Raw genomic sequence first — 13,598 nt, forward strand, 5'->3', positions numbered from 1 at the left:
ATACTCAAGGGGCCTACGCTTACTTCTTGCTTTCTCCATTGGAACACTTTCGTTGAACACCATCCAGTTACCTCTTTATGCGGCAGGCGACGAAGAAAATGGCATTCGAATGCGCCCTGAATCGATTCATGAAGAGCACGACAAAAAGGAAAACTTTAACTACAAGCGGCAACCCAAAAACCAATCTTCTCCGAAATCTGTTCCAAAAGAAAAGTACTCGATTCGAGACTACGAAAGTTGTGACCCGCAAAAAATTGAGGCACGATTTTGCGACAGCATCCCCGAGGAATCTAGGTGTCCGGATGGTTCCGCGCCAATATATCGTCAAATTTTGAACGATGAAGACCGCCTAGTCCGGCAGTACCGATATTGCGCCGGAGACCCGCCAGAAATAGACCTGCCTGAGGATTCATTTATCGAAGAGATATCAATAGATATCAATGAATTCAAAGAGTATCCCATACTTGCTTCCGAGATTTCGAGCAATCCGAATAAGTTCTCGCTAAAAAACGGGCATACACACTTCTGGGCCTCGGAAGAAGTGCAGTCTTTCACGTCGAATCTTTCCGGTTCCACGGTTCGAATTAGAGCAATTCCGGTGCAGTGGAATTGGGATTACGGTGACGGCTCTAGCAAGACTCGGGATTTCCCCGGTGAACCAGCACCCAACCACACTTTGAGAGACGAGACTTCGACCAGCCATTCTTATAGCGATACAGGCACTTTTCAAGTCGAAGTGACCACGCTTTATCGTGGCGAGTTCAGCGTCGACGGAGGTACATGGCAAGCTATCCCTGGCCAAGCAGCTGTACCGAGTGAACCAATCGAGATCGATGTCTGGCGGACCGAAAAGGAACTCATTGCCAACGAATAAAAAGGAACGGCAAAAGCTCGACACCTGAGTGTCGAGCCTTTGCCATGTAGTACTAGCGAACTGGGTAACCAGCTTCTCGGATTGCGTGCTTGACCTTAGCGATCATGTCCTTTGGACCGAAGTGGAAAATCGATGCGGCCAAAACTGCATCAGCTCCTGCTTCGATTGCTGGCGGGAAGTCTTCAGGCTTCCCTGCACCACCGGAAGCGATCAATGGAACTGAAACTTCGGCACGAACCGCACGGATCATTTCCAGATCAAAACCATCCTTGGTGCCGTCAGCATCAATCGAGTTCAGCAGGATCTCGCCCACGCCTCGTTCAGCAGCTTCCTTGGCCCAAGCCACGGCGCACATACCAGTTCCAGTGCGTCCACCATGAGTAGTGACTTCGTAGCCTGAGGCGATCGAAGGATCACTCGTGCGACGGGCATCGAGCGACAACACGAGAACCTGCGAGCCGAATCGCTGGGTAATCTCATTGATTACCTCCGGGCGATTCACTGCTGCGGTATTGATCGAGGCTTTATCTGCGCCGTTGCGCAGCAAGCGATCAACATCCTCAGCAGCTCGGACTCCGCCACCAACGGTTAGCGGGATGAAAACTTCCTCAGCGGTCTGGCGGACCACTTCATAGGTAGTTTCACGATCCGAGCTGGATGCGGTGACATCCAGGAAGGTCAGTTCGTCGGCGCCGGCGTCGTTGTAGCGACGTGCCAGCTCCACTGGGTCCCCGGCATCGCGAAGGCCCTCGAAGTTCACGCCCTTCACAACACGTCCGGCGTCTACGTCGAGACAAGGGATTACACGAATTGCAACGCTCATTAGCGAAAGATCCTTGTCTGATTAGATGCGGCAGGCGTGGATCTGGCTGACCAAGATGGCGCGAGCGCCAACTTCATACAGCTCATCCATGATGTTGTTGGTCTGGGACTTCTTGACCATCGCACGCACGGCAACCCAGTCCGAGTTGGCCAGGTCCGAGACGGTAGGCGATTCCAGACCCGGGGTCAGCTCGCAGGCCTGATCGGCCTGTTCGCGGCGTACGTCGTAGTCGAGCATGACGTACTGGCGGGCAACAAGCACGCCATTAAGGCGGCGAATAAGCACATCCAGTCCGGCAGGCTTGTGCCCGACGCGGCCGATCATGACGGCTTCGGATTCCAGCAGCGGATCGCCGAAGATCTCCATGCCGGCAGCCTTGATAGTGTTTCCGGTTTCCACCACGTCGGCGATGGCATCGGCTACGCCCAGGCGGACCGAGGATTCGATGGCGCCGTCAAGGCGAACGATCGAAGCCTGGATTCCGGACTTTTCCAGGTAGTGGCGCAGCAGCACATCGTAGCTGGTAGCAATGCGCTTGCCGTTGAGCTGCTGTGCATCGTTGAAGGCACCGATTGGAGCAGCAAAGCGGAAAGTAGACTTTCCGATGCCCAGTGAGAGCTGCTCGTCCACAGCATCGTCGACATCTGCATCCAGGTACAGATCTCGGCCAGTGATGCCTACGTCCAGGATGCCGCGACCGACATAAACGGCGATATCGCGGGGACGCAGGTAGAAGAATTCAACTTGGTTGTCCTCGTCGACCAGGACCAGTTCGCGTGAATCGCGGCGCTGGAGGTAGCCGGCTTCCTTGAACATGGTGGAAGCGATTTCGGAGAGGGCACCCTTGTTGGGTAGGGCTACGCGGAGCATTGTTGACTCATTTCGTCATGAATGGCGCTGCGGCGATTAGCCATAAACAAGCGCCAAGGATTATTTCATTGGCCGTTGTTTTGCCGCCGTGCGTTGACCGGGGCCTGATCGGTAAGTGATCAGGGCGCAGTCGCGCGACGGCTATAGATGCTTGTAAACGTCGGCCAAGGTCATACCCTTGGCGATCATGAGAACCTGCAGGTGGTACAGCAGCTGGGAGATTTCCTCCGCCGCGGCTTCATCGGTTTCGTACTCCGCAGCCATCCAAACTTCGGCGGCTTCCTCGACGATCTTCTTGCCGATGCCATGGACACCAGAGTCGAGTTCGACGACGGTACGTGAGCCTTCCGGGCGGGATTGTGCCTTGAGCGATAGTTCGCTGAAGAGCTCGTCAAAAGTTTTCACGGAACTAATCCTAGCTGTTTTCTTTATCGAGGCCGTATTCTGGTGGCCCTTTGTGACAGGGCCACCCGAATGCTAGGACAGTGCCGCTACCGTCATGACGGCAGCGGAGTAGGCTTCATAGCCCTTGTCTTCGCTGGAGTTTTCCAAGCCAGCACGGTCCAGACCCTGTTCTTCATTATCGCAGGTGAGCACGCCGAAACCGATCGGGGTCTTGGTGTCCACACTCACATTGGTTAAGCCATTGGTCGCTGCCAGGCAGACGTAGTCGAAGTGCGGGGTGCCGCCGCGGATGACCACGCCCAGGGCAATGACTGCGTCGTAGCTCTCAGCCAGGGTTGATGCGGCGACCGGCAATTCGAAGGTGCCCGGGACTCGAATCAGGGTGGTGCGTGCTTCCAGCCCTGCGTCCTTGGCGGCGCGCTGGGCGCCGTCGATCAGCCCGTTCATGATCACGTCATGCCAGCTGGCCGCCACAATGGCCACCTTGAGCTGGGAAAACTTCTCTTGTCCTGCCAGTGCCTTCAGCTGTTCGCTGACGTCGGTAGGTGCGCCGTGCTTGCTCATCTTGATGCTCCTTTTATTCTGCTAAGTTCTTGGGTATTAGGCGCCGTGGTAGGCGTCGGCGCCTGGGTCGTTCTGCTCGTCCTGGGAAACTGGCAAGTCCAGATGGTGCCCGAAGCGCACCTGCTTGGTGCGCAGGTAGGCGGAGTTCTGCTCGCGCGGGGCAATTTGCAGGCCGATCAGCTCTGCCACGTTGATCCCCGCCTTGGTGAGCTGCTCCTGCTTGTCCGGGTTATTGCTCAGCAACCGGATTTCGCTGATGCCCATGGACTTGAGAATTGCTGCCACGGCGAAGTATTCGCGCGCGTCGGCTGGGAAGCCCAGGTGCAGGTTGGCATCAAGGGTGTCCATGCCTGATTCCTGCAGCGCGTAGGCGCGCAGCTTGTTGGCCAGCCCGATCCCACGGCCTTCGTGCCCGCGGATGTAGATGATGTGCCCGCCTTCTTGGGCGATGGCCGCCATCGAAGCGTGCAGCTGCTCGCCGCAATCGCAGCGGTAGGAACCGAAGATGTCTCCGGTAAGGCACTCCGAATGGATGCGCACCAGATTGCCCGGCTCACTGCCGTCGGGGCCTGCATGGCTGAGCACCACGTGCTCGTGGCCTTCTGCGGAGGCTGCACGGGCGGTGAAGTCCCCGAAGGCGGTAGGCAGCTGGATCGCGTCGGTCAGCTCGATCGCATCATTGATCCGGCGCCAGCGGGCCAGGTCGTCGATGGAGATCAGCGGCAGGTCATGCTCTGCGGCGAAGACCCGCAGGTCATCCAGGCGCATCATTTCACCGTCGTCCTTGGTGATTTCCCCGATCACGCCCACCGGTTCCAGTCCGGCAGCTTGGCACAGGTCAACGGCCGCTTCGGTATGCCCGCGGCGTTCGAGCACTCCCCCGGGCGCGGCACGCAGCGGGAAGATGTGGCCGGGGCGGGAGAGCTGAGCGGGCTGCGTCTGCGGGTCAGCCAGCAGGCGGCTGGTCAGCGCGCGGTCGGCAGCCGAGATGCCGGTGGTGATGCCCTCGGCGGCATCGCAGGTGATGGTGAAGGCGGTGCCTTTGGCATCCTGGTTGATGCCGACCATGGGTGCCAGGCGCAGCGCGTCAGCGCGTTCGGCGCCCAGCGGTACGCAGATGACTCCCGAGGTGTAGCGGATGGTGAAGGCCATCAGCTGTGCGGTGGCATGCTGGGCGGCGAAGATGATGTCGCCTTCGTTCTCCCGGTCTTCGTCATCAACGACGACCACGGCACGACCTGCGACCAGCGCGGCCAGTGCTGTGGGGATGGTGTCCAAGGTTGAAGCCGCCATTAGCGCTGGCCTCCGAATTCGTTCAGGCGCGCCACGTATTTGGCGAGCACGTCGACCTCTATGTTGACCTTCTCTCCCACGGTGCGGGTGCCCATGGTGGTTTCGGCAAGAGTGATCGGGATGATGCCCACCTCTACCCAGTGGTTGCCGGTGCTGGCGGCCGGAGAGACTGCTGTGATGGTCAGCGAGATGCCATCGAGCGCAATGGAGCCTTTTTCTGCGGTCAGCGGCGCGTAGGCGTCGTCGATCGAGATGCGGAAGGTGGTCCATTGACCGTGGTCTTCGCGGGCCAGCACTTCGCCGACGGTGTCGACATGGCCCTGCACGACGTGTCCGTCGAGCCGGCCTCCGGCCGGGGTGCAGCGTTCGAGGTTGACCTGGTCGCCGGCTTTCAGCGCACCGATGGTGGTTCGGCGCAGCGTTTCGCCCATGACATCGACGCTGAGGGTTTCCCCGTGCAGCTCGGTGGCGGACAGGCAGACTCCGTTTACGGCCAGCGAGCCGCCAAGGCCCAGGTTCTCGGTGTGGCCTTCGGCCCGCAGGGTCAGTACTGCCAGGTCCTTGTCGCTGAAAGTTTCGATGCCTTCGATGACGCCTTGGCCGGTCACAATTCCGGTAAACATATTTACTCCTTGAAAAGTTTGCAGTTTGCCGGCGCTTATCCGCGGGGCAACGGTTCCAGATGCAGGGCGATGTCATCGCCTAGGCGGGTCAGCGATTCGCGGCTGGCCGAATCCAGGCGGAAACGCCTAGCTTCGCTCAGGGTGCTGGTGCTTGGCATATTCACCGACGAGCTTCCGGCGCCGATCATCAGCGGGGCTTGGTAGCAGTAGATTTCGTCGGCCAGATCAGCGGCGATGAATGCCGAGGCAACGGTGGCGCCGCCTTCAACCAGCAGGTGCCCGAAGCCTAGTTCATTGGCGCGGACGATGGCTTCGTGCACGTCGCGGGTGAGGATCTGCTCCCAGTCATCGCCCTGCATCAGCGCGAGATCATTTGGCAGTTCGCGTTCGCCCATCACCAAGCGGAATGGCTGGCGCTCGTGCAATTCTCCGGTGGGCGTGCGGGCGGTCAAGCGCGGGTCATCGATGACCGCGGTGTTGGTGCCCACCATGATGGCGTCCACCCGGGAACGCAGTCCGTGGGCGTGGTTGCGCGAAGCTTCGGAGGTGATCCACTTGCTGGTGCCATCCGGTGCGTTGATCCGCCCGTCCAGGGATTGGGCGATCTTGACGGTGATGAACGGCCTGCCTTCAGCCTTGGCGATGAACCAGCGCTGGTTCAGGTTCCTAGCCGCGTCCGAGCATTCCAGCTGGGTGGCTTGAATGCCCTGGCTTCGCAGGTAGTCCGCTCCCCCGCTGGCTGCCGTATTATCGGGCACCGCGTAGTGCACCTGGCCGATGCCGGCTTCGGCGATGGCCCGGGCGCAGGGACCGGTGCGGCCAGTGTGGTTGCACGGTTCGAGGGTGACAACCATCGTCAGTTCGCGTGCTTTGGCTGGGGACATCTTGCCAAGCCGGCGCAGTGCGTCGACCTCGGCGTGCGGATGCCCGGCCCCTAGGTGGAAGCCTGTGGCGATGATGTTTCCTTCGGCATCCAATACGCAGGCACCCACCAGCGGGTTGGCTCCGCGGTATCCGCGTCCGGCGGTTTCCAACGCGGTGCGCAGTGCTGCGTCGAGTTGCTCGGTAGTAATCATGGCTCTGCCCCTTAGCGCTTGCGAGAAATGGTTGGGTCAAGCATTTCGGTTTCAATCTGGGGTTTTGCATCGCGTCTGGACTTGGCCCAGACGAAGAAGCCGACCAGGGTGAAAGCACCGTAGAAAAGGTACATGAAGGCGCTGGCGTAATAGCCGGCGGAGAACAGCAGCGGTACGCCAACTGCGTCGACCGCTACCCAGATCAGCCAGAATTCGACCCAGCCCTTGGCCATGCCGTAGGTGGCCAGCATCGAACCGACGAAGGTCCACGCATCAGCCCAGACAGGTTCATACGAGCCGAGCATGCGGAAGATCGGGGTGACCGCGATCGTGCCCAGGATCAGCACGGCGATCAGGCCAAGGCGTGCCTTGTTGGAGGCCCATTGCGGGGTGACCGCACTGCCGGTGCCATTTTTGGCTTGCTTCCAGCGATACCAGCCGAAGACCGAGACCGCGATGAACATGATCTGGCGTCCGGCTTGGCCCCAGAGGTTGGCGGTGTAGCCGGTGTCGAAGATGCTGCCGAGGAAAACGGTGAGCAGCAAGAGGTTGCCCACGATGCCGATGGGCCAGGCCCAGACTTTGCGGCGCATGCCGCCTACGGCGCTGGCCAAGCCGAAGATATTGCCGACGACTTCGCGCACCAGCAGTGCCGAGGAGCCGATCGCAATTTGTGAGTTGAAAGCTTCAATGAGCCACCGCAGGAAATCCATCATTCCACCCTTCTAGAAGCGGCGGCTCCGGGGGTGTGCGTTTGATGGGCCTGTGGCTCTGCTTTAGAAGATAGTCCCCTCGGGGGCTATCGGCAGTACCAGAAGGCAAATCAAATTCGTGCTTCTCCCATCCAGACTTTAACTGTCGGTACCGGAATTTCACCAGTTCAACCGTTCCCTCAGCTTGTGGCTTTGGTAGCGGGTCGCGGACTATCACCGCCGGTTCGGACTTACACCGACCCCGGAGCACGTATTCGTGTTTACTTCAAGTTCATTCTGGCACACTTTGCGCCAGCTTAATGTCCGCCGAGTGCAAGATTGCGTAACACATCGATTTCGACCGATGGCTCTTGGGCCGAGTAGACCGCAGAGCCAGCCACGAACACGTCAGCGCCGGCTTCCGCCGCACGCAAGATCGTGTCGCGCGAAATGCCGCCGTCGACCTGCAGCGCAATTGGCTTGCCGGAGCCTTCAATTGCGGCGCGGGCGCGCTTGATCTTGGGCAGCACCAGATCCAAGAACTTCTGGCCGCCGAATCCTGGTTCCACCGTCATCAGCAGAACCATGTCCAGCTCGCCGATCATGTCCAGGTACGGCTCGATCGGCGTTGCCGGACGCAGGGCCATGGAAGCCTTGGAGCCGGCGGAGCGCAATTCGCGGGCCAAGCGGATCGGGGCAGCCGATGCCTCGGCGTGGAAGGTTACCGAATCCACGCCGAGCTGTGCGTATTCCGGAGCCCAGCGATCGGCGTTCTCAATCATCAGGTGCACGTCGATTGGCAGCTTGCTGACCTTGTGCAATGCATCGACCACGGGCAAGCCCAAGGTCAGATTGGGAACGAAGTGGTTGTCCATGACGTCCACGTGGACCGCGTCGGCGGTGTGGATGCGTTCCAGCTCTGCGGCCAGGTTTGCAAAGTCTGCGGACAGGATCGACGGGTTGATCCGCGCGTTAGGCATGGGTGCTCCTTGGAATACTCGGACTTGGCTAAGCTTTTTTGGTCAGGATGGCCATGAACATGGCATCCGTGCCGTGCACATGAGGCCACAGCTGAGCGGTGGTGCCATCGCCCAGATCATGCCCTGCCGGTGGGGCGTTCTCGTACATCACCGAGGAAACCGCGGCGCTGGTATCCAGCAGGGCCGCGTTTTCGTGGCGCTTCAAGAAGTCTTCCACAACCAGTCGGGTTTCCGCCTGATGCGGCGAACACGTGACGAACCCGATGACCCCGCCAACGCGGACCGCATTGAATGCGGCATCGAGCAGTTCGCCCTGCAAGCTGGTCAGCTCGGGGATGTCACGCGGTGCCTTGCGCCAGCGCGATTCGGGGCGGCGGCGCAGCGCACCCAGACCGGAGCAGGGTGCATCGACCATGATGCGGTCGTAGTCCCCGGCAAAGTCTTCGCCAGCGAAGCTGCGTCCATCTTCGGTGGTGACCATCCAGTAGTCATGCGGCACCGCATCCAGCGAGTTCTCAACCAGGCGGGCACGGTGCTCGGTAGGCTCATTCGCGGTCAAACGCGCGTCGCGCTGTACCGCGATGGCACCCAGCAAGGCCGCCTTGCCGCCTGGACCGGCGCACATGTCCAGCCAGTAGCGGTCTTCGCCTGCTTCTGGCAGTTCAATATTCGCCAATGCCCGCGCCATGACCTGGCTACCAGCATCCTGCACGCGCACGGTTCCTTCCTTGACCCCGGGCACGCGGGCAACATCGCCGTGCTTGTAGGTGGCCGAGTCAGACAGCAAGGTTCCAGGCTCAGCACCGGATTCCAGTGCACCGGCCAGATCGCCGAGGCCGGGCAGGGAAACCAGGTTCACCAGCGGAGCCAAGTTATCGGCTTCCAGCAGGGCTTCAAGTTCACTGGCGTCCCGGCCGTGGGTGATCAGCGCGCCGCGCAGGGCACGGACAATCCAGTCCGGATGCGAGTGCTCGATGGACAGGCGTTCTGACTCGGAGCTGGCGGCGCTGCCCAGCTGCTCGGTCCACTGGTCGGCTTCCTGGCCCGAAACGCGGCGCAGTACCGCATTGATCAGTCCCGAAGGGCCGGCGCCGATCTGTGCACGCGCCAGCGATACGGTCTCATCCAAGGCCGCATGCTTGGGCACGCGCATGGCCAGCAGCTGGTGTGCTCCCAGGCGCAGCGCATCGAGGATAGCTGGATCAAGTTCGCTCAAATCCCGGTCAACGAGGGTGGCCAGGATTGCGTCGTAGAAGCCTTGGCCGCGCAATGCGCCATAGGCCAGCTCGGTAGCGAAGCCGGCGTCGCGGCGATCCAGCTGGTACTCGCGGATCATCTTGGGCAGCACCAGGTTGGCGTAGGCGTCCGAGCCGGAGACCTCGCGCAGCGTCCTGAAAGCTACCAGGCGAGCCGGGTCGGCTGCGCGCTTTCGCTGGCCGGGTGCCGAGGCCGAGTACTTGCGTGGCCCACCCTGGCCGCGGTTGCGGGTGCGGCCCTGCTCGTTGCGGCGTTCGTTCTCACGGTATCCGTCGCGTGGTTCCTGCCCGCTCATGCGAAGCTCACTTTCGTTCCCTGGGTGAGCACTCCACGTGCCCAGTCGCTGGCGTTCATCATTTTCTTGCCCGGAGGCTGGATCTGGGTGGGCTCCAAAGCCCAGGTTGCGGTGCCGATCAAGACCTTCGGCTGCTTGCCTGGTTCGATGCGCACTTCACCGGCGTCCAGATCGGTGATCTCGCGGCGCTCGCGCAGCGGCCCGAATTTGAAGCGCTTGTCATCAACCTTGACCCATGCGCCAGGGAACGGGGTGGTTCCGTGGGCGCGGCGGCGAATTTCGGTGGCGGTGCGGGTGAAGTCCAGTTCCGCATCCACGTCGGTGATCTTTGGCGCGTAGGTGTGCGAACCTGCCTGCGCGATGGCTACGGCTTGACCGGAATCCAAGGCCTGCAGGGTTTGGACCAGCAAGGTGGATCCGGATTCGCTGAGCCGGTCGAGCATGATGCCGGCAGTGTCCAGCTCGCCAATGCGTTCAGTCACCTGGCCGAAGACCGGGCCGGTATCCAGCCCTGTTTCCAGTTGGAAGGTCACGGCCCCGGTGATGTCATCGCCGTTAATGATCGAGTGCTGCACCGGTGCGGCACCGCGCCAGTCTGGCAACAGCGAGAAGTGCAAGTTGATCCAGCCGTGGGTTGGCACGCTCAGCGCGGCTTCGGGAACCAGTCCGCCGTAGGCAACAATCGCTGCAGCGTCGAGGTTCAGCTGCGCCAGCTGCGCGGTGGTTTCGTCGGTGATCTTGGCTGCCTTGATAATCGGCAGGCCGAGTTCTTCTGCGCGCGCGGCGACCGGCGATGGTGTCAGCACGCGTTTGCGCCCCAAGGGTGCATCAGGGCGGGTGAGTACTGCGGCGATTTCAAAGCCGGCTTCGTGCAAGTAGTTCAGTGAAGTGACGGCGACCTGTGGCGTGCCGGCAAATAAAATACGCATGAGTTAGAGCCCCAATCCTGCGCCAAAGCTGGAGCCCAAAGCTCCAGAACGTTTCTTTACGGTGGCGATAGCGGTTTGCGAGTAGTCGTTGGCTCGCAGGGTGCGCCACGCAGCTTTCTTTTCTTCTGGTTCCAAGCGATCCAGGAACAGGATGCCATCCAAGTGGTCCGTTTCGTGCTGGAAGCAGCGGGCGAGCAAGCCGTCCCCTTCAATTTCCACCGGGTTGCCGAACTTGTCGAACCCCGTGGCTTTGACATGACGGCGACGGCGGACCGGAGCGGCGATGCCCGGAATCGACAGGCAGCCTTCGACCTGGTCTTCCTGATAATCCTCGCTCAGTTCCAGTACTGGATTCACGATATGTCCGCGCTCTTGACCCGTCTGGTAGGTGAACACGCGCAAGGAAACGCCGACCTGTGGCGCGGCAAGGCCTGCACCAGTGACGTTTTCCATCGTCTGATCCATATCTTCGACGAGCTTCTGGAGCTCCGGGCCAAAGTCGGTCACCTCCTGCGCTGGGGTGCGTAGAACGGGGTCTCCGATGATCCGAATTCCCAAAATCGCCATAATCCGCTGGTACCTTCCCTGCCGTGGACTTTGATATTAGGTTTCGCAGTGCCGAAAGCTAACCGTTCTAGTCTACGCGGTGCGCGTGCGCCTTTATTGAGTTGGCGGCGTGATTTCGGCCAGTGAGGCACGCGACTGCGCAATCTTGAACGAGGCTTCCCAATTCCTCCGCAGGGCATAGAACTTGGACCAGTAGTCGGGTAATGCCGCTGGTGGCGCCAAGAAGGTACGTGTTCCGCTCTCCCCCAGTGCTACCGCCAACAGCATCGTGTCTGTTCCGTACTCCCACGCTTTCCACGTGCCCTGCTCGGCATCGACAACTTGCTCTTCAGCCTTGCACGCCGCGGCTAGCTGCATGATCACTTTGTCGTCGGGACGTTTTACGAAGCCTTCGCGGTCAGTCGTTTTAGTTTTGTAGTCAATCAGGCAGGTACGCCCGCCGATCTTCGCGACCAGGTCAATGGTGCCGGCGTAACCGACACTTTCGTTCCACACTGTCGCTTCTGCGGCAATAGGCTCCACTGCATAGTCCTGCCACCACTTATCGAAGTGGCGTGCGAACCCCAACTCGTTGTTCGCTTCGAGTTCAGCGAGAGCGGCTGGCAGATAATGTTCGGCATCCAATGCTTGCAAGGCGCGCTGTTCAGCGTAATTATGTACGCGGTCGCCACGGGCCGCTGCGGAGTCCCGGTAGGCTTCGGACGCGTTGGCGGCATCGCGCACCAGGGAACGCAGTTGGCGTTGATCCCCCAGTGACTGCGCCAGACGCTGGTCCTCTGATAGCGCTTTGGCGGCCATGTATCCAGCCCAGCCGGACAGGTCGAGCTTGTCCATCCCGATGACTGTGGTGATGGATGGGACAATCGCTGCTGTGCCAATTTGCCGGCTGTACATGCGGCCCGACTCAGTTTGAATAGCCAGTTTTGGTGACGTCATGCACACGATCATGGCACGTGTGCAGCTCGCTTCGCTCCTAGTCGTGACGGAAAAACGAATTTTCCGCGTAGTTCCGCGGTTTTTAGGCAATGTGAACCAGATCTCAGCGTTTCGATTTGTAGGGACGGGGAATCTCGTATAGAGTTTTTACTCGTTGGAGCGAACGGAAACGGCGCGAAAACAACACATTTTGCGGACATAGCTCAGCTGGTAGAGCGCAACCTTGCCAAGGTTGAGGTCGCGAGTTCGAACCTCGTTGTCCGCTCGCAAAAAGATTCACCGATTAGGTAAAACTAGTCACTCTGACTTCGGTCAGTATGGTGGGGTGGCCGAGAGGCGAGGCAGCGGCCTGCAAAGCCGTATACGCGGGTTCGAATCCCGTCCCCACCTCGCAATGAAGATTGCTTGATCTTTTTTGCGCGATTGGCGCAGCGGTAGCGCGCTTCCCTGACACGGAAGAGGTCACTGGTTCGATCCCAGTATCGCGCACGGACTCATGGTTCACCAGACCATGAATCTAAAATTAAATATGCGGTCATAGCTCAGCTGGTAGAGCGCAACCTTGCCAAGGTTGAGGTCGCGAGTTCGAACCTCGTTGACCGCTCTGAGAAAACAGATTAAGTTTTGTTTTCAGTCGGGATTCCTTGTGAATCTTCGGCGCGATTGGCGCAGCGGTAGCGCGCTTCCCTGACACGGAAGAGGTCACTGGTTCGATCCCAGTATCGCGCACGGACTCATGGTTCACCAGACCATAAATCTAAAATTAAGTATGCGGTCATAGCTCAGCTGGTAGAGCGCAACCTTGCCAAGGTTGAGGTCGCGAGTTCGAACCTCGTTGACCGCTCCAAATAATTGAATATAGTTTTGCGGTCATAGCTCAGCTGGTAGAGCGCAACCTTGCCAAGGTTGAGGTCGCGAGTTCGAACCTCGTTGACCGCTCCAAATAAAGATGGGAATCACTTTTTCGTGGTTCCCATCTTTGCTTTAACTTCAAGCCCACGGCCATTGGCACCCATTAGGCCCACAGGTCCCAAAGCTGGGAGCACCCTGACAGCGGCCAGCATAAAACCTAAGCAGCTGACAAATTTTGCCCAATTCACTTCCGTGCGGTGGTCGAAGGACATAGTGTGGTGGGTAGTTGTGGAGCTAAAGGGGTTCCCACAGACGAATGGAGGTGCAGCATGGCAGGATTTGATGATCTGCGTGGCAAGGCAGAGGAATTCGCCAAGGAGAACCCGGAGCAGGTATCCCAGGGTATCGAACAGGCTGGCGATTTTGTCGATGATAAGACCGGCGGCAAGTTCGCAGAGCAGGTAGACGGCGTCCAGCAGGGTGCCGGCGACTACCTCAATGGCCTTGGCGGAGGCGAAAACAACGAGGGCTAATCCCTCTCTGTTTTACCCTCGGCTTGCCC

Annotated in this window: 15 protein-coding genes, 7 tRNA genes and 1 riboswitch; of the genes, 9 read left to right on the forward strand and 13 right to left on the reverse strand. The window is 59.7% G+C overall.

Features of this window, described 5'->3' with window-relative positions; all coding sequences use genetic code 11:
- The first annotated feature begins 52 nt into the window (after nucleotides 1-52).
- On the forward strand, nucleotides 53-874 hold the full coding sequence (locus AARI_RS18660; RefSeq protein ID WP_157867136.1) for a PKD domain-containing protein: 822 nt from the start codon (nucleotides 53-55) through the stop codon (nucleotides 872-874).
- 52 nt (nucleotides 875-926) lie between these two features.
- Here AARI_RS18660 and hisF read toward each other — a convergent pair whose 3' ends face one another.
- The 13 genes from hisF to AARI_RS10715 all read right to left on the reverse strand — a co-directional run bounded on the left by hisF (nucleotide 927) and on the right by AARI_RS10715 (nucleotide 12,184).
- Nucleotides 927-1,697 (reverse strand): imidazole glycerol phosphate synthase subunit HisF, encoded by a 771-nt coding sequence (hisF, locus tag AARI_RS10655; protein WP_013349302.1) that lies wholly within the window; start codon nucleotides 1,695-1,697, stop codon nucleotides 927-929.
- 21 nt (nucleotides 1,698-1,718) lie between these two features.
- Nucleotides 1,719-2,567, reverse strand: a complete 849-nt coding sequence (gene hisG / locus AARI_RS10660) for an ATP phosphoribosyltransferase (protein ID WP_013349303.1) — start codon at nucleotides 2,565-2,567, stop codon at nucleotides 1,719-1,721.
- A 141-nt stretch (nucleotides 2,568-2,708) separates the two neighbouring features.
- A complete protein-coding gene (locus AARI_RS10665; RefSeq protein WP_013349304.1) occupies nucleotides 2,709-2,972 on the reverse strand; it encodes a phosphoribosyl-ATP diphosphatase in 264 nt (87 codons plus the stop codon).
- 72 nt (nucleotides 2,973-3,044) lie between these two features.
- Nucleotides 3,045-3,536, reverse strand: coding sequence for a 6,7-dimethyl-8-ribityllumazine synthase (ribH, locus tag AARI_RS10670; protein ID WP_013349305.1), 492 nt, complete (start codon nucleotides 3,534-3,536; stop codon nucleotides 3,045-3,047).
- 36 nt (nucleotides 3,537-3,572) lie between these two features.
- Nucleotides 3,573-4,829: a bifunctional 3,4-dihydroxy-2-butanone-4-phosphate synthase/GTP cyclohydrolase II gene (locus tag AARI_RS10675; RefSeq protein WP_013349306.1), complete on the reverse strand. Its 1,257-nt coding sequence runs from the start codon at nucleotides 4,827-4,829 to the stop codon at nucleotides 3,573-3,575.
- Entirely contained in the window at nucleotides 4,829-5,452 is a 624-nt protein-coding gene (locus AARI_RS10680) for a riboflavin synthase (protein WP_013349307.1), read from the reverse strand. The genes AARI_RS10675 and AARI_RS10680 overlap by 1 nt, the downstream gene beginning before the upstream one ends.
- Nucleotides 5,453-5,487: 35 nt before the next feature.
- Entirely contained in the window at nucleotides 5,488-6,528 is a 1,041-nt protein-coding gene (gene ribD, locus AARI_RS10685) for a bifunctional diaminohydroxyphosphoribosylaminopyrimidine deaminase/5-amino-6-(5-phosphoribosylamino)uracil reductase RibD (protein WP_013349308.1), read from the reverse strand.
- Between the two features lie 11 nt (nucleotides 6,529-6,539).
- Complete coding sequence (pnuC, locus tag AARI_RS10690) at nucleotides 6,540-7,241, reverse strand: nicotinamide riboside transporter PnuC (RefSeq protein ID WP_013349309.1); 702 nt, start codon at nucleotides 7,239-7,241, stop codon at nucleotides 6,540-6,542.
- A 115-nt stretch (nucleotides 7,242-7,356) separates the two neighbouring features.
- Nucleotides 7,357-7,494, reverse strand: a riboswitch (FMN riboswitch).
- Between the two features lie 43 nt (nucleotides 7,495-7,537).
- A complete protein-coding gene (gene rpe / locus AARI_RS10695) occupies nucleotides 7,538-8,200 on the reverse strand; it encodes a ribulose-phosphate 3-epimerase (RefSeq protein WP_013349310.1) in 663 nt (220 codons plus the stop codon).
- A gap of 28 nt (nucleotides 8,201-8,228) precedes the next feature.
- Nucleotides 8,229-9,752: an RsmB/NOP family class I SAM-dependent RNA methyltransferase gene (locus AARI_RS10700; RefSeq protein ID WP_013349311.1), complete on the reverse strand. Its 1,524-nt coding sequence runs from the start codon at nucleotides 9,750-9,752 to the stop codon at nucleotides 8,229-8,231.
- Nucleotides 9,749-10,681, reverse strand: a complete 933-nt coding sequence (fmt, locus tag AARI_RS10705; protein ID WP_013349312.1) for a methionyl-tRNA formyltransferase — start codon at nucleotides 10,679-10,681, stop codon at nucleotides 9,749-9,751. The genes AARI_RS10700 and fmt overlap by 4 nt, the downstream gene beginning before the upstream one ends.
- Nucleotides 10,682-10,684: 3 nt before the next feature.
- Nucleotides 10,685-11,248 carry a peptide deformylase gene (gene def / locus AARI_RS10710; protein ID WP_013349313.1) on the reverse strand — a complete coding sequence of 188 codons (564 nt, stop codon included), beginning with the start codon at nucleotides 11,246-11,248 and terminating at the stop codon, nucleotides 10,685-10,687.
- Nucleotides 11,249-11,341: 93 nt separating this feature from the next.
- Nucleotides 11,342-12,184: a PD-(D/E)XK nuclease family protein gene (locus AARI_RS10715; protein ID WP_041648830.1), complete on the reverse strand. Its 843-nt coding sequence runs from the start codon at nucleotides 12,182-12,184 to the stop codon at nucleotides 11,342-11,344.
- A 192-nt stretch (nucleotides 12,185-12,376) separates the two neighbouring features.
- Here AARI_RS10715 and AARI_RS10720 point away from each other — a divergent pair.
- From AARI_RS10720 to AARI_RS10755, 8 genes are all read left to right on the forward strand, one after another.
- Nucleotides 12,377-12,449: transfer RNA gene (locus tag AARI_RS10720), tRNA-Gly, on the forward strand.
- A 54-nt stretch (nucleotides 12,450-12,503) separates the two neighbouring features.
- Nucleotides 12,504-12,574, forward strand: a tRNA-Cys gene (locus tag AARI_RS10725).
- A 27-nt stretch (nucleotides 12,575-12,601) separates the two neighbouring features.
- Nucleotides 12,602-12,673, forward strand: a tRNA-Val gene (locus AARI_RS10730).
- Between the two features lie 42 nt (nucleotides 12,674-12,715).
- Nucleotides 12,716-12,788, forward strand: a tRNA-Gly gene (locus AARI_RS10735).
- 53 nt (nucleotides 12,789-12,841) lie between these two features.
- A tRNA-Val gene (locus AARI_RS10740) sits at nucleotides 12,842-12,913 on the forward strand.
- Between the two features lie 42 nt (nucleotides 12,914-12,955).
- Nucleotides 12,956-13,031: transfer RNA gene (locus tag AARI_RS10745), tRNA-Gly, on the forward strand.
- A 19-nt stretch (nucleotides 13,032-13,050) separates the two neighbouring features.
- Nucleotides 13,051-13,126: transfer RNA gene (locus tag AARI_RS10750), tRNA-Gly, on the forward strand.
- A gap of 239 nt (nucleotides 13,127-13,365) precedes the next feature.
- Nucleotides 13,366-13,569 (forward strand): antitoxin, encoded by a 204-nt coding sequence (locus AARI_RS10755; protein ID WP_013349315.1) that lies wholly within the window; start codon nucleotides 13,366-13,368, stop codon nucleotides 13,567-13,569.
- The last annotated feature ends 29 nt before the right edge of the window (nucleotides 13,570-13,598 follow it).

It is taken from the genome of Glutamicibacter arilaitensis Re117, assembly GCF_000197735.1.
Taxonomy (GTDB): Bacteria; Actinomycetota; Actinomycetes; order Actinomycetales; family Micrococcaceae; genus Glutamicibacter; species Glutamicibacter arilaitensis.